Raw genomic sequence first — 21,257 nt, forward strand, 5'->3', positions numbered from 1 at the left:
CACTCCTTAATATTTTTCTTGTCAGTATTGTATCACTTGTCCTCTCCTTTGAGACACTTTTAACTTGACCAATCCTAATCAAATCTCAATTTCAATCGTTAATCAAAAACTTGCATTACTAAACCCCATCACAAAGGGATTCTCATCCGCTAAAAGTTACATAATCAAAGATGTGTATCATTTTCATTATTTAGCTCCCCTTACTCATGTCACAAGTTTTGTAACGTCAAGCAAAAACGTTGATATAACGTCACTTGCTTTAAAGATTTATTAAGATTCTTAAGAAAAATATAAAAAACGTATTTACTTTTGTGAAACACGCGCGTATATTCGACAAAAAGCAAAACAGCAAACATGGAGGTGTTTCATTTGAACCATAAGAAGATATTTTCAGTAGCATTCATTGGTGCCGCTTTAGCGCTGATGCTTACTGGTTGTTCTTCTGGAAGTAGTAAATCGGGGAGTAAGGACATGGCAGTCAACTCCAGCGATATTATTTCTACGATGGACTCAAGTATGGTAACGGATAGTATTGGAGCGCAAAACCTAAACAACACGATGGAAGGTCTTTACCGCTACAATAACCGCAAGATTGAACCTGGCATTGCGACCAAAGTCGTTACCCCAACCAAAGGTGGAACTCAGTATAATTTCGATCTGAGAAACGCCAAATGGTCAAATGGAGACCCCGTGACCGCGTATGACTTTGTCTACGCATGGAGAAGAATCGTCGATCCTAAGACGGCTTCTCAGTACTCCTACATTTTTGAGGGAGTCAAAAACGCTGACAAAATCACCAACGGAAAGGCCTCACCCAAGACCTTAGGTGTCAAAGCCATTGGTCCCCACAAGTTGCAGGTTAACCTGTCGCAACCAATTCCCTACTTCAATTCTCTACTGACTGGTGCATCCTACCTACCACTTAATCAGAAGGTCGTTGAAAAAGCGGGTAGTCAATACGGGTTGAACAGTAAAGACATGGTATTCGACGGACCATTCAAGTTAGATAAATGGCAGGTTGGAAACACCGCCTGGACTGAGAGCAAGAATAACTCGTACTGGAACCAAAAGAACATTAGATTGAACGCCGTTAAATACTACGTTGTTAAAGATCCCAATACTGGACTTAACTTGTACTCTAGTCACGTAATTGACCAGTACAACGGCCTAACCGGTGATTCAGCTAACCAACTGAAAAACGAAAAAGACTTCTCAACGAAACCAACTTCAAGTACTTTCTACATTGAGATGAACGAGAAGAAGGATCCGTTCTTTAAGAACACCAAGATTAGACAGGCCATTGGGCATTCAATCAATCGGCAACTCCTCTCTAACCAAGTGTTAGGTAAGACTGCTACACCGGATTCAAGTGTCGTTCCAGCTAAGATGAGTTGGAACAAACAAACGGGAGTCGACTTTAAAGACGAAAGTCAAAGTAAACAGGATGCAAATTATAACGACTACAATCCTAAGTTAGCTAAAAAGCTTTGGACTGAGGGTCTAAAGGAGACCGGAAAGAAAAATCTCAACTTAACCTTATTAGGTGACGATACCGATTCTTCCTTAAAACAATCCGAATTCTTGCAGGCTGAACTCCAGAAATTGCCTGGACTAAAAGTGACCCTTTCAAACGTGCCATTTAAGAACCGACTTCAACGTTCTTCTAGTGGGGACTTCGACATGGTTGTCTCAGCTTGGAACGCCGACTTCCCAGATCCAGTAACCTTCTTGAACCTCTTTGAAACTGGTGGTGCTATGAATGACGGTCACTGGTCCAACAAAGCGTTCGACCAACAGATCAAACAAGCATCTGATAAAAACGCCGGCAACTATCAAGCCCGTTGGCAGAACCTCCTGAACGCTCAGACCATCTTGACTAAGCAAGAAGGAGTCGTTCCACTTTACCAGCAAAACACCGCTGCTCTTACCAGAAGCGACGTTCACAATTACAACCTGTCACCAAACGGGAATTTCAATCTCGCGGCTACCTACAAGAAATAAAGAGAGGTAAATTAAAATGACTAAATACATCATCCGTCGAATTTTCTACCTAGTCCTCACTTTATTCATTGTTGCTTCGGTTACCTTCTTCCTGATGAAATTTTTACCCGGTACGCCTTACTCAAACCAGGCAAAACTCCAGCCAAGTCAAATCGCAATAATGAACCAAAAGTACGGATTAAACAAATCACTTTGGGATCAGTACTTAATCTACATGGGAAATTTACTCCACGGAAATCTAGGTACTTCATTTCAATTTAACAACCAACCAGTTACTCAATTGATTGCCCATGACATTGGTCCTTCAATGCAGATTGGTACCCAAGCCATGGTTGTTGGTTCGGTTCTTGGCATCATCCTTGGTGCCGTTGCCGCCATCAAGAAAAATACCTGGGTTGATTCAAGTGCCACCTTCATCTCAATCCTTGGAATCTCAATCCCAAGTTTCGTTTTAGCCGTTCTGCTTCAGTACTACTTTGGCTACAAACTACAATGGTTCCCAGTTGCCCTCTGGCAGAACTTCAGTTCTAGTATCCTACCGACGTTAGCGCTTGCGGCCTTTCCACTTGCAAACGTCGCCCGGTTCATGAGAACTGAAATGGTTGATGTCTTAGACAGTGACTACATTGAACTGGCGAAAGCAAAGGGTGATTCGGAAAGAAAGACGATTACGCATCATGCGCTAAGAAACTCACTGATTCCCGTTATCACCATCGTTGGTCCCATGGCCGTTTCAATCATGACGGGTTCACTAGTTGTTGAAAACATCTTCTCAATTCCTGGAATTGGTAATCAATTCGTTCAGTCCATTCTGACGAACGATTACCCCACCATCATGGGACTCACAATCTTCTACTCATTCTTATTAGTTGTCATTATCTTAGTTGTCGATATTCTTTACGGAATCATCGATCCACGAATCAGACTAGGAAACGGAGGTAAAGAATAATGGCCGAAAACTTACCACCACTTGAAGATCAGTTCCAGTTCGCAAGTGACGACCTTTCAAACTTGGACACTGAATCGGAATCAATTAACACCCCATCTTTAACGTACTTTCAAGACGTTAAACGAAGACTAGTTCGAAATAAAGTTGCCATGACTTCTTTGATTCTCTTAGTCATTATCGCCCTAGTCGCAATCTTCGCCCCGATTCTTTCACCACACGATCCAAACGCTCAAAACGTTTTGTACGCCAACCTCCCACCAAAGTGGGGTTCACTTAACATCCCCGGTTTAAACGGTATTCACGAAGCCGGTGGCCACATGGTCAACGCATATCAAGCAGAACACGTTCCAAAGGGAACCTACTACATCATGGGGACCGACTACTTAGGACGTGACCTCTTCTCAAGAATTCTCTACGGGACTCGGTTATCACTGTTTATCGCGGTCGTTGCGACAGCAGTTGACCTCTTAGTCGGTGTTCCTTACGGTTTAATCTCTGGTTGGGTCGGTGGTGCCGTTGACACCTTCATGCAGAGAATCGTTGAAATCCTCTCATCAATTCCTAACCTAATCGTCGTAGTCTTATTACTACTTATCCTAAAACCCGGAATCACTTCAATCATCATCGCCATTGCCTTTACCGGATGGATCACCATGTCACGTTTAGTTCGTGCTCAGACCTTTAAACTAAAGGAATCCGAATACGTCCTAGCCGCCAGAACCCTTGGTGAATCACCATTCAAGATTGCGATGAAACACCTGATTCCAAACCTCAGTTCTACTATCATTATTCAAACCATGTTCACTATTCCATCGGCCATCTTCTTTGAAGCCTTCCTAAGTTTCATTGGAATTGGGATCCCAGCACCAAACGCATCCCTTGGTACACTTCTAAACGATGGTCAGAAGGCCTTTCATTTCTTACCATATCAAATGTGGGTTCCAGCAATCGTACTGTCTGTCATTATGATTACGACCAACCTGCTTGGAGATGGATTAAGAGATGCGTTCGATCCAAAATCTAAGTAAAGGAGACAGATAAGATGGCTCAAAAAGTTTTAGACGTTAAAAACCTGTCAATTGATTTTGCTACCCTAAACGGAACCGTGAAGGCCATTCGTGACGTTAGCTTCCACCTTGACAAAGGAGAAACGCTCGCCCTTGTTGGTGAATCTGGTTCAGGGAAATCAATCACCGTGAGAACGATCATGCGTCTTCTAGCTGATAACGAAACCATCACCAACGGTACAATTGATTTTGAAGGCAAAGATATTTTAAAAGAATCCAAAAAACAAATGGACAAGATTCGTGGTGGCAAGATTGCCATGATTTCTCAGGATCCCATGACCTCACTGGACCCCACCATGAACATCGGTAATCAAGTGGCTGAACCACTACGAGTTCACGAGGGAATGTCCAAAGGAAAAGCCTTAAAGCGGGCGGCCGAGGTACTAGAAGAAGTCGGCATTCCCAACGCGAGAGAACGGATGCGCGACTATCCCCACCAATTTTCTGGTGGTCAAAGACAAAGAATCGTGATTGCGATGGCTATTATTGACCATCCTGATGTTCTAATCGCCGACGAACCGACTACCGCTTTGGACGTTACGGTTCAAGCTCAAATCATTAAGCTACTAAGAGAGTTAAAGGACAGAATTGGAACGTCAATTATCTTCATCACCCATGATTTAGGGGTGGTTGCTAACATCGCCGATCGCGTAGCCGTCATGTATGCGGGTAAGATTGTCGAGTATGGAACCGTTGACGACATTTTCTACAATCCACAACATCCCTACACATGGGGACTACTTGATTCCATGCCAACTTTATCCATGAAGAGTGATCGATTAAACACAATTCCGGGTACACCACCAAACTTGATTAACCCACCAAAGGGCGATGCTTTCTACGCTCGAAACAAGTACGCTTTAAAGATTGACCACGAAAAACAACCACCCTTCTTTAAAGTCAGTGACAGTCACTACGCCGCCACCTGGTTGTTAGACAAGCGAGCTCCAAAGGTTACCCCACCGAAATCAATTCAAAAGCGTCAGGCTGAATTTAAGAAACGAGGTGAAAACGACCATGACTAAAAAGGATCCAATTGTTTCAGTTAAACATTTAAAACAATACTTTAACGTCGGAAAGCCCGACGAAGTTAAGGCCGTTGACGACATCTCATTCAACATTTATCCTGGTGAAACGCTGGGACTGGTTGGTGAATCTGGTTCTGGTAAAAGTACGACTGGAAGAGACATCATTCGTTTATACGACCCAACTGATGGTGAAATTGACTTTGAGGGGCAAAACATCTCGAAGCTAAAACGCAAACAGATGAAGAACCTGCGTAGTCAGATGCAGATGATCTTTCAGGATCCGTATGCCTCACTGAACCCACGAATGAAAGTGGAGGACATCATCGCCGAAGGCCTTGATATCAATCACCTGGTTAAAAATTCCGATGAACGAGATAACCGAGTTCGAGAGCTCCTTCACCTTGTTAACCTAAACGAAGAACATGCCAGTCGTTACCCTTACGAGTTCTCCGGTGGCCAGAGACAACGAATTGGAATCGCTAGAGCCCTAGCGGTTAAGCCTAAGTTCATCATCGCTGATGAACCAATTTCCGCCCTGGACGTTTCCGTTCAGGCTCAGGTCGTAAACCTAATGCAGGACATTCAAGAAAAAGAGGGTCTAACGTACCTATTCATCGCTCATGACCTTTCAATGGTGAAGTACATTAGTGACCGAATCGCCGTCATGTACGCTGGTAAAATCGTGGAAATGGCTGATACCGATGAGTTATACAACCATCCCCTTCACAAGTACACCCAAAGCTTGTTGTCAGCAGTGCCAGTTCCTGACCCACACTCAGAGAAACAGCACAAGATTATCAAGTTTGACCACAGTCAACCATTTAAAGAAGACCAATACCTTCAGGAAGTCCGTCCTGGTCACTGGCTCTACTGTAGTGATGAGGAAGCCCAACAATACAAATAGCCGTTTCAAAAACGTTCGATTGAAAATAAATTCAGTCGAACGTTTTTTATTTCTCTTAATTCAGCCCTAGATTGCGGGAGTGACAAGGGAATGGTACTATTAGTGTGAATAATGAATTCAATCACAAGATGGAGGTTTATCTCAATGAATAACACTAACGAAAAATTCTGCGTTAAATGCGGCAAGAAGATTCCCAAAGAAACGAAGTTTTGTCAATATTGTGGTGCCAAACAGCCAGAAATCAATTCGACCCCGCATAATGAGTCACAACCAAGTCCAGCAAGTATGCAACCTCAGACTACTAGCAATCAGGGCAATCCCGAAACCATCAGTACCCTTCTACTGGTGTTCGGTTGGATTTCCGCCGTTTTATCGACCCTCTTTATCCCCATCGTGTTTGGAATTATCGGAATTGTCCTTGGCGCAATCGAACTTAAGTATCACCAAAACGCTGGAATTATTTTGATAATTGCGTCGGTCGTTTTGATGATCATTGGAATTATTTTCGGGATGGTCATGGGTTCACAAGTATTTTGAAAGTAGGATGAAATCTAATGAATAATACAAAGTTTTGTGTCAACTGTGGTAAAAAGATCAAAAAAGACGCGAGCTTTTGTCCGTATTGTGGAGTTGAGCAGCCACAGACAACCAAGCAACAACCCAAAACCAGTCCGACTGAGAATCATCCCCAAAACAATAAAAGTAACTTGAAGAAACTGCTAGGTGGGATTGGAACCATTGTCCTTGCCGTTATTTTCGGTTTGAACTTCTACTTTAGGGCACGTCATGTTTTCCCTAATCAGGATACGAATGCTAGTAGCGTGATTAAGTCGATTAATAATACTGAACTGCCTGAAGGTGGCATTGGATCATCCACGCTTAACGATTCTTTTGAGGGTAACCAAGCAACCTTAATGTACAATAAACAAGATAAATCATATAAGTTCTACATAAAAAATAATAATGAAAACAAAAGCTTTGGGAGTTTCTATTTAATCAAGGTTAAACGTCCTAATCATCAATCCACCTATGTATACAAAGTTTTAAGTAATGATGAATCAAACACGGATCCTAAGAAAATGCCACTACAGTCTGCTGACACTTTAACCAATGTTTTTCATCAAACCAACTATCACATCGATTCAAGTTGGGGAAGCACCATTAAGCCAGATAAGCAATTTATGTTAGGATCTAGAAACTAATTTAAATAAAATGGAGAATACACACGATGAATGATAGCGAAAAATACTGTATAAATTGTGGCAAAAAAATTCCAAAAGAAAACAGATTCTGTCCGTATTGTGGTGCGAGACAGCCGAATTCAAACGATAAAGTAACTTCTAATCATCAAAGTCAATCTGAAAATAACAAGTCCAAAAAGAAGCACTCAACCACTGGAATCATTATTATCAGTATCGTAGTCGTCATTCTTTTACTAGCAGGAATCTCGTTTGGTGGATATAAGTACTATGAGTCGCGAGGATCAACATCTCCTAATGAAATTATGAAGTGGTCATACACCAACACCAATAGTAAATATAACGTTTTATCGATGATTGCAATGGTTGGCGATGATTATGAAGATTATGAAAAAAACTTTTATTCAAAAAAAGATGTAGAAGATGTCGTCGCAGACAAAGTAATGCTTCAAAAAAATATGGTTCTTATGAAAAACAAAAAAACTAATCATTATTTATTCAATTACGAAGGCCATAAAGTCTATCTGTTAAGAATGTATGATAAACTCTCCGATAAATACATTGAAACGGTATTTGCTCCCAAACAACTATTTTCCAATCACAAAACGTTTTCAAAATTATTACTTTATCCACGACAAATGGACAAGGTAGATAAAAACGCAAAAATTGGTGTCATCTATACCCCGGATTATTATATGAAACATTTTAAAAAGTAATACGAAAAGGCACATTTCAATTATGAAATGTGCCTTTTCGTACGGTAAAAATTATTTTATTTTTTTCAAATAACTAACATCCGGTCCACCAAAGCGATTGCCTTCGTCCACAGAGCTAAACAACATGAAAATGAAAACAGCAATACCTCCAACCCAAGGAATAAATGAAAGCCACCAAAAACCAGCTGAATAGTTAATATCATGAAATCTACGACATGTTGCAGTAATTTCTGCAATAGGAATAACAATAAAAAATAACAGTACAAATATTCCAGCATATTGTGAAATGTTTTCCATTCCAGATCCAATAAGTATCATAACTATTGTAAGAATAATCCCTATCAATACTACATCTAAATATGACCACCAATATGATGCTCGACTCATTCTTCCAGAAATATGAAACATGTTCCCAAATAGGTCCTTAAAAGATGTAATCATGTTAGGTGATGAATATTCAGAACGAATATCCGCTCCATTATCAGATTCTGGACGATAAGTCTGCTGCTCATTATTAGTTTCTTGATAACCATAATTAGCCTGTTGATTATCAGTGCTTTGACTACTTTGTGCATCAGCCATCTCGGGTTGAGCTTGACCACAATAAGGACAGAATTTCACATCCGCCTTTAACAATTTACCACAATTGGGACAGTGCTTGGTGTCATCCATCGTAAAACCTCCATAGTATGTATTTAAATCGATGTTAATGTAACATCTACTTTTATTTTACACTATTTGCCATGTCAAAATAGGCGAAAATGAACATTTTTGAACTATCTCCGTCAATTTGAGTCTGAATTGCCAGATTAAAGGCACCATCACAATTATTTTCTTTCACAATATCTCTAATTTTATTAAGAGCTTTCTGTTGAAAATCCCGCAAAATTTGGTCATCATCTGGAATATAGTGGCCGCTTAACGCCACTGACCCGTTTTGATTGAATTCATATCCATCAGGAATGGCACCAGCTGAAACAGGAATCACAATTTCAGGTTGGCCCACGTCTTGTTTTTCATTTGAGTCAACCTCAACCGTAGTTGTCTCCTCTTCCTGATTCATTTCCTCTAATTCATCGATACTTGGTTGTTTATACCCACATTTCGTACAGAACTTTACGTCAACTGGAATCTCAGCTCCACAGTTAGGACAAAATCTTGTTTTTAATGCCATTTTTCTTTCTCCTTTTCTTTTCGTATGTATTAAAAGAACTCCAGCTAACGCTAGAGTTCCAATCTGTTTAGTTAAATACCATTCCACCATCAATCAAAAGTGACTGACCAGTCATGTAGTTAGAATCAGGACCAGCTAAGAATGAAACACAGCCAGCCACGTCTTCAGGTTTTGAAAGTCGTTTCAAGGCAATGTTCTTTGCAAACTGTTCCATTCCCCATTCAAATGGTTTTCCGGCTTCATCAGCCACGTTTTGCGCGATATCATTCATCATGGGAGTGACCACGATGCCAGGGCAATACGCATTAACGGTAATCTCATCGTCAGCCAATTCCTTGGCGGTTGTTTCGGTAATTCCACGGATAGCGAACTTAGTGGAACCATAAACAGTCAGGTTTTCATTACCGGTCATTCCAGCTTGAGAAGAAGCGTTAATGATCTTACCACCATGGCCCAATTCTTTGAACTTTTTAGCGGCAGCCTGGATTCCCCAAATAGTGCCGCCAACATTAATCTTTTCGGCCTGTTCCAAGACCTCTGGCGTAACCGTCTGGATTGGTGTGGTTGGCGCAATTCCAGCGTTGTTCACAATCACATTGAAGTCACCAAAGTGTTTGGCAGCCTTTTCAACGGCTTCAAAAACTTCGTCGCGGTTGGCAACGTCGGCTTTAATGGCAATGGCGTCACCATTGTCACTTTGAATCCCCTTAGCAACCTCTTCCACCTTATCCAAATGACGACCAACCAGTGCCACGGAAAAGCCATCTTTACTCAATCGTTTGGCAATAGCCTCTCCGATTCCTTGTCCAGCACCTGTCACTAGAGCCACTTTCTTATCCATCGTTCAATTTCCTCACTTACTATAATAATCAATCTTTATGTTAATTTTATCACAGCTAAATGCTTCTAAGATATAAAAAACGGAAAACTATTCTTAGTTTTCCATTCTTACTTATTTAAATGCCAGTTCAAAAATAAATCATGATTAACCAGTATATAATCTATATATTTTGTATTTTAATTTAATTGATTGGTAACAATTTGTTGGTAATTAAGCCAAAGTGCTGTATACGGAGAATTACTATTAAGCTGCCACGGTTTGGGTTTACCACAGAAATGAATTATAACCGTATTTTTCATAACCCAATCAAGGTCTTCTTTTCCCCCACTACGAGTTAAATAATTTAAGGATTGACGCGCATCAAAATTCCAGATATCTTCAGAGATTTCCTTGGTATCATTGCCATATAAATAATTTAGAATATCTTGATCTGGTAAAATTAGATAATCATTGTACTTTTTAATAGTATCAATAATGTCTTGAAGCCTAATTTTTTTACGCATTTGATCCAAATCCATTACCATAACTCCTGAATTATAATAACCCCCATCGGTATCAAGACGTAGATTATTAATAGATCTCATAATGTCAGTAAGCCCTTTATGAACTGCAGCCGCAAACATTTTTCCATCTAAGGAGAGATTCCAAAGAGGTTGAATGTCGTTAATAACTAAAAGATCAGGATCCAAATAAATTACTTTTTTTAAATCTTTTGGTAGAACATTACCACATAACAATCTAAAATACATTTCTTTTGGATAATGGTAAACACTTAAAAAAGAATCTGAAATTTTTAAATTTTGACCCGTTTGGATTGATTGAAGTTCCATATGCAGTTCACCAGCATAATTAATAAGTTGTTGATCATTTTCTGGTGTAAAATCAGCTTGTAAAACCCAAATTCTAAAATTAACATCTGGATTGTTAAGTCTAAGTGAATATAACATAATTTTTAATGGATTAATGTACCCTTGATTGATAGTTACAAGAATTTCAATTGGTTGTTTTGTAGTCATATTTTACTCCCATAATTTATTTGATATTATTTCACCACATTTGAATATATTTCTCAACAATTATGTATAAATAATGGGAAGCCATTTCACGGCTTCCCATTTATCAATTATTCTTCATTTTGCAGTCTAGAATGATGAATCCCGTAAACAAAGTAGATCACAATTCCCAGTGCTAACCAACCAATTACCGCAATCTTGGTCACGTTCGGTAACATGATAATGAAGTAGATACTCATCAGTCCGGCTAGAATTGGCAGGTATGGGTAAAGTGGCATCTTGTAACCAGTATTCTTGATGTCCTTTCTTCGTCTCAATGGAATAATTCCAAATGAGATAAAAGCAAACGCAACCAAAGTTCCAGCGTTAATCAATGAAACTAGTTGGGTCAAAGGAACAACCCCGGCAAAGATGGCCTGAATGATGACGGCTAACCAAACCGCGTAGGTTGGAATTCCAGTCTTGTGGTTAATCTTCCCCATTTTCTTAGAAATTAGTCCGTCACGTCCAAGCGAGTAAACCAGTCGGGAACTCCCGATGACCATGGTAACCATGGCGGTGAAGATTCCAAATAGCGCTCCAATCGTGATGGCCTTGTTCATAAAGTTCAGGTGCACCATGGAGAATGCCAAAGCGGCTGGATCGTCAACGTTTAGTAATGAGTAATGAACCATTCCGGTCAGGACCAAAGAGAACCCGACGTATAGGACGGCCGCAATCAGAACGGTTCCAAGGATTCCCTTGGCCATATTCTTATTAGGATTAATGGTTTCAGCGGAGTTCGATGCCAACGCATCAAAACCCATGAAAGCAAAAAAGACGGTCGCAGCGGCGGTTGAGATTCCACCTAAACCAAGGGGTGGAGTGTGAAATTGTTTCGGGTAAAACGGAACGTAGTTACTTGACTTGATGTAAAAAACACCCACAACGATAAACAAAACAATGATGCCAATCTTGACCAGCACGGCAACGTTCTCAATCTTCTTGGAAAAATTAGTTCCCATTAAAGCGAGTAATCCAACTAACAGGGTAATGACAACGGCACTGATGTTGACAATACCACCTTCCATCGGTCCACTTTGAAGAAACTTCGGGATGTTAATCCCAATGGCGGCTAAAATGTTGTTATTAAAGTACGAAGCAAATCCGGTGGCCTCAGCAGAAACCGCCAAGAAGTACTCTAGGATTAGTCCCCAACCAAGAATCCACCCGATGATCTCGCCGTAAACGACGCTTCCAAAGGAGTATGCTGAACCAGCAACGGGCATTGCCGACGAAAACTCGGCATACGCCATACCCACGACCCCAGCTAAGATGGCAGCAAGCAAGAATGCCAGTGCGACTGCTGGTCCTGCGTGTAAAGCTGCTTCGTGTCCTGGAAGAATAAAGATCCCAGTTCCGACAACGGCTCCGACGCCCAGACCGATTAGATCTTTAGCGGTCAGGGTTCGCTTTAAGCCGGCATCGGCTTTGACGAAACTAGCAACCGATTCTCTCTTGAACATATTATGCATATGCATCACTCCTTTTCATTTGTATTGCATTGAATTGTACCGTGAAAAAAAGATGATGACAATTACTTTTTAAAGATTTTCTTAAATAAAAAAAACTGAGACCATTTCATCCCAGTTCTTAGTTAATTCTTTTACTTTTTAACCGCCCACTGTGGTTGTTCACCATTTAGGACTTTTACAATTTCACTGGCAGCGTCATGCGCCATCCGGTTCATGCATTCTACCGTGTTAGAGGCAATGTGCGGTGTCAACAAGACGTTATCCAACTTGTAGAGTGGACTGTCCATTGGTAGCGGTTCAGAATCAAACACATCTAGGGCAGCGGCCTTGATTTCGTGACTCTTTAACGCGTCGATTAGATCATTCGTATTAACGAGTGCCCCCCGAGCCAAATTAATGAGAACCGCCGAGTTGTCCATCATCTCAAATTCACGTTTACCAATACTTTGTTTAGTAGAGGGTAGCACTGGCATGTGTAAAGTGACGATGTCTGAATCAGTAAAGATGGCATCACGATTAACCGCCTTACCGTATTCAGAGTCTTCAGCATGGGGTGAATTGTAGATGACATTCATCCCCAGTCCACTCACCTTCTTAGCGACCATCTTGCCGATTCGGCCGTAACCGAGAATTCCGAGGACCTTGCCTTCTAAATCAAAACCCATGTGATCCTTCTTGTAGTTCCAGTTCCCCTTACGCATCTCATGCGAATCATTGGTAACGTTCTTTGATACGTCAAAGATTTCGGCTAACGTCGTCTCCGCAACCGTTGAGGCATTGGCGAGTGGCGTAATTGTTACATATATGCCATGTTGTACCATAAAGGGAACGTCGATGTTGTCATAACCCACACCGTTTCTAGCAATGATCTTTAAGTTCGGCATCTTTTCAATGGTGTCATTTGGAAACGGGGTCGTGCCAATCAGGATGCCATAAGCATCGGCGGCCATGTCAAGCAACGTTGAAATCTTCTTGTCAGGTAATTCCACAACATCAAAGCCACTGTCTTTCAGTAGCTGTTTTCCATCTGGAGCCAAACTTGCTTGTACTGCAACTTTTTTAGCCATCATAATCTCTCCCATCTACTTACGATTCACTAACGTGTTCTTTTTTATAAAATTCATTTAATTCACTTGGAGTAGGATAGCCGTCGTTATCACCAGGCGTCTGAACCTGAAGCGCTCCAACGGCATTTCCACGCATGACCGCACTCTTTAGATTTTTGCCCTCTAATAGTGCGGTAATTACCCCGAGTGCAAACCCATCACCGGCACCAACCGTGTCGACGACGTGATCGACCTTAAAACCAGCGACCGTGTACGAATCACCATTCTTGGTCTTCACATACGCACCAGCTGGGCCCAACTTGATTAACACTGCGTTCGTGCGTTCGCCATTTTGGAGGTAAAAGTCAGCGATTTTTTCCGGGTCATCACTTCCCATGAGGACCTTGCCCTCGTTTACACCTGGCATCACAATGTCAGCGTTTTTAGCCAATTCGTTAATCGTCTTAATCATTCGATCATGATCACCCCACAGTCCGGGACGCAGGTTTGGATCAAACGTTATCTTGATTTCATTATTAATCAATCGGTCCATTAATGCACGATATGAGTCTTCCGCTTCAGATGACAAAGCCGGGAAGATCCCCGTTAGATGAGCCATTTTAACATCGTCAAGATTAATCTCGTCAATTACATCTTGATTTAGATGAGAAGCGGCCGATCCCGTGCGATAGTTGAACGTCTGGGGATCACCGTGCGTCACCATCTGTTTCAATTGATGACCCGTCCAGTGATCGGGATCGTCTTTAACGTAGTCAATGCCAACACCGTGGTCGATAATCACGTCTTTGGCGTATTTACCCAGCGGATCGGTTCCTACCTGAGACACGTACTCAGCGGAATGTCCCAGTCGTTTAGCACCAATGGCCACGTTTAGTTCTGCCCCTCCGAGGATTTTTAGATAGTGGGTCGAATCAGCTAAAGTAGCGTCAGGATCGGTTGAGGCGAACGTTACCACTGGTTCACCAATTGTCAGAAATTCACTCATAATTTTCACCTTTCTTTAATCATCTATCCGAAGAATAAGTACACTAATATTTCGTTTAAAATGGAGACAATCCACATGACCGGAACTCCCAGTTTCAACAGTTGCTGGGGACGAACCTTCATGTAGTCAAGACCCCAGACGTTCCATGACTGAGTGATGTCAGTTGAAACCGCCATCAGAGTTGGAACGTACATTAACGGTAACAAGAACATGTCGTTAAACATTCCGGTGGCGGAAAGTACGGCGGCCGTCGCAGCTCCAGCACCCCAGACCTGAAGTGGACCTCTAAACAATGCTAAAGGAGCAAGAACTCCGATTCCAAGTGCTAGCAGTAAGTGACTGTTTGGCAGGATGGCGCTGAAGATTCCCTTGAAACGACCAGCGTTTAACTGAGCCGCCCCGGCAAACATAACCAGTGCCATCAAGAACATGATTAAGCCCGAAATGTCGTTAATGGACTGTTTAATCGTGGTATTAAGAAATTCTTTGAATTTTTTGTAGCCGTTCATCTTACCAGTCACAAGCATGGCCAAGATACTAGAAAGGATCAAGGCTGGAATGGCATCCCAGCCGAGCGCCATGTTCAAAATAACGGGAACAACTGGGATGGCGTACGCAATGTACGGAATCTTGTCGACGTCTCCCGGGTCAGTTGCCCCGATTTTCTTCAGGTTGGCCTCGGCATTCTTTGGATTGAACGTGTGACGTTTCATCACTAGAAACAAGATCACCGCAATTAGTTGCACCGCCATGGCCGCCCACCCAAATTCAAGGTAATGCAGATTGTATTGAGCCTTGGGGAAGAACGCCTTAATCTGATTAAAGAGCACGACGTTGACGTACATGGCCGAACCAATCGACAAGGCAAACGTCGTTAGGGCCACGTCTCGTGGAATCCCCAATGACAAGAGGATTGGTAACAAAATGACACCGATGGCAATGACCGAACCCACTCCGTAGGAACTGACAAACAGCAGCGCCGTAACTAAGACAATCAGGATGGCGGCTAGTAAGGGATGCGATTTTCCAACCTTATTCGTTTTCTGCGAAATTGATGGCGCAATGCCACTGTCAACCAGCACTCGTCCGAACCACGAACCAAAGACGATGTAGATAATCGTCGAACCATACTTCAGAGCGGGTGTTGAGAAGACCGCCGTCAAAGCGGTGTGATAAGGGATCAGGCCGATGACGGTCCAAAGAATCGCCATGACGAAGAACCCAATGGTCAGGTCCCCACCTTTAACAATGTAAAAGATAAAGCCAGCAAAGGTAATTAGTAACAGAATCGCAATAATGGTATTCATCAACTACATCACCTCATCTCTCAGCAACTTGACCTGACGTTCAACGTGTTCGTCGTCTTCCATCGGGAATTCAAGCGCCAAATCCGCCGTTTTCGGTAACTCGTTCAGGATGTTTTTCCAATCAAACATGCCGTCGTTTAGATCGTCCGCGGTCTGTAAGTCATCTTCGTCAAACTGGTTGACGTTCTTTAGATGAATATAATCGGTATACTGGTACAAAGAATCAGCCGCATAGTCCGCACTTTGATGGGTAAACGCCCAGTTGCCAAGGTCATACACGTACTTAATGGGCAGCCCATTCTTTTTCGCTTGGTTTAAAAAGTGTTTAACATTAGCCATTTTGCCACTCAATTTGGTTTGATCGTTTTCCACGTTCATTTGAATCTGATCGAGTGGTAAACCATCAAACGCGTGAGCTAAGTCACCATGAAAAGCCCTGAAGTTTCCCACGTTAAATTTAATTTTAGTAATTCCCATTCGTTGCCCCTCGTTGAAGTACTGCTTCAATTTCGGATTAACCGAACCATCCTTTAAAAACAGCTCATCGGGGACACTGTAATTAACAAGGAGTCCCGTTCTCAATCTGGCATTATCAATCTCATCCAGTTCCTTTGAAAAATCCTTGATGTATTCTCGTCGAACCTCAATTCCGTCAACGTTCATTTGTTTCACGCGTGGGAATAACGCTGTCTGACTCGTACCGGCTTCGATGTCATTTACAAAGATCCATGTATTTAAAAACAATCGCATCAGTATTCACTCCTTTTTTAATTTGATACCGCTTTCATATTGATACTTATGGTAAACGTTTACATAAAAGTAGTCAATACTGTTTGGCAATCTTTTTTCTAAAAATATGTAATCGTTTTCCATGACGCCATAAAAAAAGACTAGCCTCACTAGGCTAGCCTCGAGACTTAAAATTGGGCTGGAATCTCAATTTTTTTCGCAATCGGTTGGGAATCACTCTCAATCCCTTCAATCAGGATCTGAGCGGCATTCACCCCAATCTGAAACGGATCCTGATTAATAACCTTGATTCCTGGGTCAATATTATCTACCAGTGAAGTGTCAGAAAATCCCGTCATGTGCACCCCATCGGACTTCCGAATTACCCCATCCCGAATCAACTTGGGCAAAAACTTCAAGAGCCACCGTTCCTTTAAAGCAAAAATCAGCCCCCCATTTGTTTCTTTGATGTCATTTTTCAGTTTGGAGTATGCCTGACGAAATGAAGCCTCATCGTTTCCCGGTTGAATGATCGTGACGTGGTTCCCATAGACTGCTTTAATCCCGTTCAGTCGTTGTTCTCGGGTGGAAACGTTTTTTACATTATTTGTAATCACAAAGACGTGGCTTAATCCCTGGTCTTTAAAGTATCGCGCCGCTTTCTTACTGACCTCATAGTTATTGGTAACCACACTCGGCCACGGACTGCCCTTAATCTGCCGATCTAACATGACCACCGGTACATTTGTGGGAATTGAGCTTTGAAAGGCGTCCAGGTCGTTACTTAACGGCTGAATCAAGACGCCACCAAACATTTGTTGGTTAAGTGACGATAACGTGTCAAGTTCCCGCCGTTCATCACTATCGGAGTCCATTAAGACCGCGATGAAGTTGTTCTTTTTTAAAACCGAATTAACACCCTTAAAAATCTCCGTGGAAAAGTAATCATCAACATCCGCCGCAATGACCGCCACCAATCGACTTTGCTTGGTAATGAGCTGTCTGGCGGATTCGTTTGGCACGTAGTTCAACTTCTTGATCGCTTCGGTAACCCGCTTGGCAGTAGCATCGGACATGTGGTTGGTCTTTCCGTTTAAGTAGCGTGAGATGGTGGCAGTTGACACTCCTGCTTCTGACGCAACGTCTCTAATCGTAGCTACTGAACCCATTTGGACCCCTCCCATCGTTTTTTTCATTCTACCATTTATTAAACCATTGTTTCAGACCAATAAAAGAATTCATCAATTAATTGATGAATTCTTATTGAGTTACTTAAATTTAAGGTTCCAAGCCGCTTGTTGATTAATCCCAGACTCTTTCTTAATCAGTTTAGCGGTCTTCTCGGTCTGATAGGCTTTCACTAATTCCTTGATTTTCTTGCTATGTTCGTCGCGCTTCTTTGCGGCAATGAAGTTGACCCACTTATGCGAGTCCTTGGTAAATGGTGCCGTATAAATGGCCTTCTTCGGACTCAGGTTCGAACTTTCAGCAAAGTTCCCGTTCACAACGGAAGCTCCCGCCGAATTCAGTAATCGTGGCGTTTGCGAGGCGTCAACTTCCTTAATCTTCAGGTTCTTCGGATTACTAGTAATGTCCTTGACGGTGGTGAACGCCTTTTTCGGATTTAACTTAATCAATCCCGCACTCTGAAGGACGTGTAAAGCCCGTGATTCGTTGTTAGTGTCGTTTGGCACCGCAATGGAAGTTCCACTGGAAATTTCATTAACCGACTTAAACTGATTAGAGTAAATCCTCATCGGTTCAATCACGGTATCCCCAACCGGAACAATATCAGTGTGGTGAACTTCATTCCAATTGTCCAAAAATGGGTAGTTTTGGTAGGCATTCACGTCGATGTCTCCGTTAGTCAGAGCGTTGTTAGGCTGTGAATAATCGGTAAACGTCTGAAACTGAACGTTTAGGCCGTACTTATCCTTGGCGTCTTTAGCCACTTCGTTCCAGATGGCCTGTTCCTGTTTGGATCCGGCCATGATGCCAACGGTAATGGTGTTCGCTTCCGCCTCTGATTGGTGGAAAAAGCTGAAGTATCCGGCGATTCCAATAAACAATATAATTCCAATCCAAATTAAGTATTTAACCCATCTTCTCATCTGCGTTCCTCCCATTTATTAACCAAACAAAAAAGCATCCATCCTGTAAAAAGGACGAATGCTTCCGCGGTACCACCTTAGTTCATAGCCGTCTCACAACGACTACCTCAACGGTTACTTGTAAAAATAACCGGGCCATGATATCGGCGGCATCCCGTCACCAGCTCACGATTTACTGGTGAAAACTCCAAGTCCATCTTCAACAGCGCCAACTCATCTCATCGCACCAGCCTGAGACTCTCTTTGAGTTTCTTCTGCCTACTCAACTTTTCCGTTTAGTTAATTTATTGTTTTTAATGGTCGTTACTTTACATGCTTTAAAACTCAATGTCAATCATTTTTAAGAAAAAATAGAATAACTTTTAAAGTTATTCTATAATAATGATATTAAATCACAAGGGGGAATTACCATCTCGAAGTTCATACATAAGCATTTTACGCTATTTTCAATGATTTTATTTTTAATTCTAAGCGTGGTAATCGTCAGTCCATATTTCTTTGGCAATCCAATCCTACCACGCGAGGACATGCGTTTTCATCTGGCCCGGGCGTACGAGAGTTACATCCAGGTTCAACACGGTGGCATCCTACATATGATTCCAGGAATGATGACGAAAACTTTTGTCAAAGTTGGCTATCCGCTAAACGGGTTCTATCCGATTTTTGCCGTCTTACCTGAGGCCATGATTCATCTGGTTATTAAGAATCCGTACACATCCTACTTACTTTACCTAATCCTAATCAACTTTCTGGTATTTATCTCCATGTATCTAGCAACCTGGAAAATTACCAATCGGAAACTGACTGGGCTCGCATCCGCCATCATCTATGGTTTATCGACGTATCTAACGTTTGACCTCTTCGTCCGCTTTGATGTGGCTGAAGGAATGGCGTTTGTCTTTCTGCCAGTGGTTCTCTACGGAATTTATCAAGTATGTATCAAAAACTATCGTCAGTGGTGGGTCTTAAGTGTTGGATTAACCCTGCTGGTATTAACCCACCTACTGTCGTTTTTGATTGCCGGTGCCTTTTCTGCCATGACGATCATTATTATCGTGTTAAACCTTGATTCATTGAAACTTAAGGTGAAGCGAGGCCTAGCGCTAATCGCCGCTGCCGTCGGAACCTTTTTTCTGTCAGCTTTCTTTTTACTGCCATTAATTCAGAATTACCACTACGACCAAGAAATTTCCATCATGAAGTGTCGCCTCCAAGACATGAGCATCCCGGTCACCAATCTGTTTTTCGGCCCCACTCCAAACGGACCTTGGCAGTACGGTGCTGGCATTGGCATTGTCGGACTAATGATCATCATTTTGCTGTTCGTCTTCTGGCATCGACTTGACCTGTTCTCCAAATCAATGACGGTCCTCTCACTGCTCTTTCTGCTTTTTAGTTCCAATCTCTTTCCGTGGGACCTTTTGCAAAAGTGGGTGGGAATGATCCAATTCCCATTCCGTTTTCTGATCATCACCACCGTTCTATTAGCGTTTTTAGGCGGAGAAATTATCACCAAGATTTTTGCCAAAAACAATTCTACGGGAGCTCTCCTGATTTTAGGCGTTTTAGGCCTTAGTCTCTGTTCGTCACTTGCCACCAATTTGCAGCTCAAATCGTGGGAACCTCAGGCTTCTTCACCACAGGAATTTGAAAAGGTGGGAAAATCGGCTGTTTATTGGGACTACCTCCCTCATGCTTCCGATTCACTAGAACCGCTACTCAAAAAGCATTCTATTTTAAAAATGAATCCAAATCAGAAGGGCTTAAAACAAAAGAAACGGACTACCTCGTACAATCAAATTGAGTACCAGTTAGACGCTGAAAGTGCCACCAGGGTTCGTTTGCCAAATGTTTACTTCCCTGGCTACGTAGTGACCGTTAACAATCAGGCCGTTCCAATTAAAGTAGACCAAAAGCGTGCCATCCACATTCCCGTCAAAAAGGGAGCAAACACCATCAAATTGACGTATCACCGCACCCGCGTTCACATCATTGGGATTTGGATCAGCGTTATTTCTTGGTTACTTTTACTGGTATACCTTGGGCTGGCATTTTACAAAAAACATTTTAAATAAACGAAAATGGGACTCACGTGACGTGAATCCCATTTTTTAATAAAAAAGAACCGAAGCAATTACTCCGGTTCTTTCCTGGCTTATTAATCTCTTATTCTATTTTTCAACTTGATTGTTGGTCGTAACTTGACCATCAATCATTTCACCGTCATCTTTTAACTGTAAGAAGTTATTCTTGAAATCAAGTTTTAGACCTGGTCCGAAGAAAGTCATATCGTTCTTGCTGGTTAAAACGTCAGCACCTTGATTGTTTTCAAGTTTAACATCATAGTCTGATGGTGCTTTTGAAACACCAACAACTTGAAAGGCATCTCCAACGGTGCAAGCACCACCGGCACCTTCAGAGAAGTTATTTGATCCGTCATTTGCGGCCAACAGGTATGCGTTAGCACCTGCTAATCTTTTCTTCATGTAGGCCATTGCGTCATCAGTAATTGTTAGTTTCATATTTATAACCTCCTATAAGTGATTCAGAAATGAACCTCTTCAAATCTTCACTATTTATGATAGCAGGAATTCACCATAACGCAAGTAAAATGTACACAACTTAATTTTAAAGGGTCAATCAGTTCTTTCC

At 42.0% G+C, this 21,257-nt stretch carries 21 protein-coding genes and 1 other annotated feature; of the genes, 9 read left to right on the plus strand and 12 right to left on the minus strand.

Annotated features, from left to right (window positions below; genetic code table 11):
* Positions 1 to 360 precede the first annotated feature (360 nt).
* The 8 genes from AC6UDB_RS01605 (at position 361) to AC6UDB_RS01640 (ending at position 7,864) form a co-directional block, all read left to right on the plus strand.
* Complete coding sequence (locus AC6UDB_RS01605) at positions 361 to 2,001, plus strand: peptide ABC transporter substrate-binding protein (RefSeq protein ID WP_500709028.1); 1,641 nt, start codon at positions 361 to 363, stop codon at positions 1,999 to 2,001.
* A gap of 16 nt (positions 2,002 to 2,017) precedes the next feature.
* Positions 2,018 to 2,950 carry an oligopeptide ABC transporter permease gene (opp3b, locus tag AC6UDB_RS01610; protein WP_500693318.1) on the plus strand — a complete coding sequence of 311 codons (933 nt, stop codon included), beginning with the start codon at positions 2,018 to 2,020 and terminating at the stop codon, positions 2,948 to 2,950.
* Positions 2,950 to 3,978: an ABC transporter permease gene (locus AC6UDB_RS01615; RefSeq protein ID WP_500693317.1), complete on the plus strand. Its 1,029-nt coding sequence runs from the start codon at positions 2,950 to 2,952 to the stop codon at positions 3,976 to 3,978. The genes opp3b and AC6UDB_RS01615 overlap by 1 nt, the downstream gene beginning before the upstream one ends.
* Before the next feature lie 14 nt (positions 3,979 to 3,992).
* Positions 3,993 to 5,042 (plus strand): ABC transporter ATP-binding protein, encoded by a 1,050-nt coding sequence (locus AC6UDB_RS01620; protein ID WP_500708972.1) that lies wholly within the window; start codon positions 3,993 to 3,995, stop codon positions 5,040 to 5,042.
* Positions 5,035 to 5,949: an ABC transporter ATP-binding protein gene (locus tag AC6UDB_RS01625; protein WP_500695434.1), complete on the plus strand. Its 915-nt coding sequence runs from the start codon at positions 5,035 to 5,037 to the stop codon at positions 5,947 to 5,949. The genes AC6UDB_RS01620 and AC6UDB_RS01625 overlap by 8 nt, the downstream gene beginning before the upstream one ends.
* A gap of 144 nt (positions 5,950 to 6,093) precedes the next feature.
* A complete protein-coding gene (locus AC6UDB_RS01630) occupies positions 6,094 to 6,486 on the plus strand; it encodes a zinc-ribbon domain-containing protein (protein ID WP_500708377.1) in 393 nt (130 codons plus the stop codon).
* A gap of 17 nt (positions 6,487 to 6,503) precedes the next feature.
* Positions 6,504 to 7,151, plus strand: coding sequence for a zinc ribbon domain-containing protein (locus AC6UDB_RS01635; protein ID WP_500708376.1), 648 nt, complete (start codon positions 6,504 to 6,506; stop codon positions 7,149 to 7,151).
* Between the two features lie 26 nt (positions 7,152 to 7,177).
* Positions 7,178 to 7,864: a zinc ribbon domain-containing protein gene (locus tag AC6UDB_RS01640; RefSeq protein ID WP_500708973.1), complete on the plus strand. Its 687-nt coding sequence runs from the start codon at positions 7,178 to 7,180 to the stop codon at positions 7,862 to 7,864.
* A 51-nt stretch (positions 7,865 to 7,915) separates the two neighbouring features.
* On the opposite strand, the gene AC6UDB_RS01645 is transcribed toward AC6UDB_RS01640, so the two are convergent.
* The 11 genes from AC6UDB_RS01645 to AC6UDB_RS01695 form a co-directional block, all read right to left on the minus strand.
* Complete coding sequence (locus tag AC6UDB_RS01645; protein ID WP_500708974.1) at positions 7,916 to 8,536, minus strand: DUF805 domain-containing protein; 621 nt, start codon at positions 8,534 to 8,536, stop codon at positions 7,916 to 7,918.
* Positions 8,537 to 8,588: 52 nt separating this feature from the next.
* The gene (locus AC6UDB_RS01650; protein ID WP_500708975.1) at positions 8,589 to 9,038 is read right to left on the minus strand and encodes a zinc-ribbon domain-containing protein; all 450 of its coding nucleotides are present in this window, start codon (positions 9,036 to 9,038) and stop codon (positions 8,589 to 8,591) included.
* 67 nt (positions 9,039 to 9,105) lie between these two features.
* Positions 9,106 to 9,879, minus strand: a complete 774-nt coding sequence (locus AC6UDB_RS01655) for a (S)-acetoin forming diacetyl reductase (protein ID WP_500708976.1) — start codon at positions 9,877 to 9,879, stop codon at positions 9,106 to 9,108.
* Between the two features lie 176 nt (positions 9,880 to 10,055).
* Positions 10,056 to 10,895 carry a glycosyltransferase family 8 protein gene (locus AC6UDB_RS01660; RefSeq protein ID WP_500708977.1) on the minus strand — a complete coding sequence of 280 codons (840 nt, stop codon included), beginning with the start codon at positions 10,893 to 10,895 and terminating at the stop codon, positions 10,056 to 10,058.
* A 107-nt stretch (positions 10,896 to 11,002) separates the two neighbouring features.
* The gene (locus AC6UDB_RS01665; RefSeq protein ID WP_500708978.1) at positions 11,003 to 12,406 is read right to left on the minus strand and encodes an APC family permease; all 1,404 of its coding nucleotides are present in this window, start codon (positions 12,404 to 12,406) and stop codon (positions 11,003 to 11,005) included.
* A 131-nt stretch (positions 12,407 to 12,537) separates the two neighbouring features.
* Positions 12,538 to 13,473, minus strand: a complete 936-nt coding sequence (locus AC6UDB_RS01670) for a phosphoglycerate dehydrogenase (RefSeq protein WP_500708979.1) — start codon at positions 13,471 to 13,473, stop codon at positions 12,538 to 12,540.
* A 19-nt stretch (positions 13,474 to 13,492) separates the two neighbouring features.
* Positions 13,493 to 14,458, minus strand: a complete 966-nt coding sequence (locus tag AC6UDB_RS01675; RefSeq protein WP_500708980.1) for a sugar kinase — start codon at positions 14,456 to 14,458, stop codon at positions 13,493 to 13,495.
* 23 nt (positions 14,459 to 14,481) lie between these two features.
* Complete coding sequence (locus AC6UDB_RS01680; protein WP_500708981.1) at positions 14,482 to 15,768, minus strand: Na+/H+ antiporter NhaC family protein; 1,287 nt, start codon at positions 15,766 to 15,768, stop codon at positions 14,482 to 14,484.
* Positions 15,769 to 16,515 carry a sugar phosphate isomerase/epimerase family protein gene (locus tag AC6UDB_RS01685; protein ID WP_500708364.1) on the minus strand — a complete coding sequence of 249 codons (747 nt, stop codon included), beginning with the start codon at positions 16,513 to 16,515 and terminating at the stop codon, positions 15,769 to 15,771.
* Positions 16,516 to 16,682: 167 nt separating this feature from the next.
* Entirely contained in the window at positions 16,683 to 17,663 is a 981-nt protein-coding gene (locus AC6UDB_RS01690) for a LacI family DNA-binding transcriptional regulator (protein ID WP_500708982.1), read from the minus strand.
* A 99-nt stretch (positions 17,664 to 17,762) separates the two neighbouring features.
* Positions 17,763 to 18,605 (minus strand): MetQ/NlpA family ABC transporter substrate-binding protein, encoded by an 843-nt coding sequence (locus AC6UDB_RS01695; RefSeq protein ID WP_500708983.1) that lies wholly within the window; start codon positions 18,603 to 18,605, stop codon positions 17,763 to 17,765.
* Positions 18,606 to 18,652: 47 nt separating this feature from the next.
* Positions 18,653 to 18,886, minus strand: a binding site (T-box leader).
* Positions 18,887 to 19,054: 168 nt separating this feature from the next.
* Here AC6UDB_RS01695 and AC6UDB_RS01700 point away from each other — a divergent pair.
* Positions 19,055 to 20,680, plus strand: a complete 1,626-nt coding sequence (locus tag AC6UDB_RS01700; RefSeq protein ID WP_500708984.1) for a putative glycosyltransferase family protein — start codon at positions 19,055 to 19,057, stop codon at positions 20,678 to 20,680.
* A gap of 96 nt (positions 20,681 to 20,776) precedes the next feature.
* Here the strand turns inward: AC6UDB_RS01700 and AC6UDB_RS01705 are convergent, their stop codons facing one another.
* Positions 20,777 to 21,127 (minus strand): iron-sulfur cluster biosynthesis family protein, encoded by a 351-nt coding sequence (locus AC6UDB_RS01705; RefSeq protein ID WP_500693299.1) that lies wholly within the window; start codon positions 21,125 to 21,127, stop codon positions 20,777 to 20,779.
* Positions 21,128 to 21,257: the final 130 nt, after the last annotated feature.

The organism is Fructilactobacillus sp. X3R2C1 (assembly GCF_059901235.1).

What these genes read in the sequence shown, in the direction of transcription:
- opp3b (WP_500693318.1), top strand. Translation starts at nt 2,018, where the DNA reads ATGACTAAATACATCATCCGTCGAATTTTCTACCTAGTCCTCACTTTA.
- AC6UDB_RS01615 (WP_500693317.1), top strand. Translation starts at nt 2,950, where the DNA reads ATGGCCGAAAACTTACCACCACTTGAAGATCAGTTCCAGTTCGCAAGT.
- AC6UDB_RS01620 (WP_500708972.1), top strand. Translation starts at nt 3,993, where the DNA reads ATGGCTCAAAAAGTTTTAGACGTTAAAAACCTGTCAATTGATTTTGCT.
- AC6UDB_RS01625 (WP_500695434.1), top strand. Translation starts at nt 5,035, where the DNA reads ATGACTAAAAAGGATCCAATTGTTTCAGTTAAACATTTAAAACAATAC.
- AC6UDB_RS01630 (WP_500708377.1), top strand. Translation starts at nt 6,094, where the DNA reads ATGAATAACACTAACGAAAAATTCTGCGTTAAATGCGGCAAGAAGATT.
- AC6UDB_RS01635 (WP_500708376.1), top strand. Translation starts at nt 6,504, where the DNA reads ATGAATAATACAAAGTTTTGTGTCAACTGTGGTAAAAAGATCAAAAAA.
- AC6UDB_RS01640 (WP_500708973.1), top strand. Translation starts at nt 7,178, where the DNA reads ATGAATGATAGCGAAAAATACTGTATAAATTGTGGCAAAAAAATTCCA.
- AC6UDB_RS01645 (WP_500708974.1), bottom strand. Translation starts at nt 8,536, where the DNA reads ATGGATGACACCAAGCACTGTCCCAATTGTGGTAAATTGTTAAAGGCG.
- AC6UDB_RS01650 (WP_500708975.1), bottom strand. Translation starts at nt 9,038, where the DNA reads ATGGCATTAAAAACAAGATTTTGTCCTAACTGTGGAGCTGAGATTCCA.
- AC6UDB_RS01655 (WP_500708976.1), bottom strand. Translation starts at nt 9,879, where the DNA reads ATGGATAAGAAAGTGGCTCTAGTGACAGGTGCTGGACAAGGAATCGGA.
- AC6UDB_RS01660 (WP_500708977.1), bottom strand. Translation starts at nt 10,895, where the DNA reads ATGACTACAAAACAACCAATTGAAATTCTTGTAACTATCAATCAAGGG.
- AC6UDB_RS01665 (WP_500708978.1), bottom strand. Translation starts at nt 12,406, where the DNA reads ATGCATAATATGTTCAAGAGAGAATCGGTTGCTAGTTTCGTCAAAGCC.
- AC6UDB_RS01670 (WP_500708979.1), bottom strand. Translation starts at nt 13,473, where the DNA reads ATGGCTAAAAAAGTTGCAGTACAAGCAAGTTTGGCTCCAGATGGAAAA.
- AC6UDB_RS01675 (WP_500708980.1), bottom strand. Translation starts at nt 14,458, where the DNA reads ATGAGTGAATTTCTGACAATTGGTGAACCAGTGGTAACGTTCGCCTCA.
- AC6UDB_RS01685 (WP_500708364.1), bottom strand. Translation starts at nt 16,515, where the DNA reads ATGCGATTGTTTTTAAATACATGGATCTTTGTAAATGACATCGAAGCC.
- AC6UDB_RS01690 (WP_500708982.1), bottom strand. Translation starts at nt 17,663, where the DNA reads ATGGGTTCAGTAGCTACGATTAGAGACGTTGCGTCAGAAGCAGGAGTG.
- AC6UDB_RS01695 (WP_500708983.1), bottom strand. Translation starts at nt 18,605, where the DNA reads ATGAGAAGATGGGTTAAATACTTAATTTGGATTGGAATTATATTGTTT.
- AC6UDB_RS01700 (WP_500708984.1), top strand. Translation starts at nt 19,055, where the DNA reads ATGATTTTATTTTTAATTCTAAGCGTGGTAATCGTCAGTCCATATTTC.
- AC6UDB_RS01705 (WP_500693299.1), bottom strand. Translation starts at nt 21,127, where the DNA reads ATGAAACTAACAATTACTGATGACGCAATGGCCTACATGAAGAAAAGA.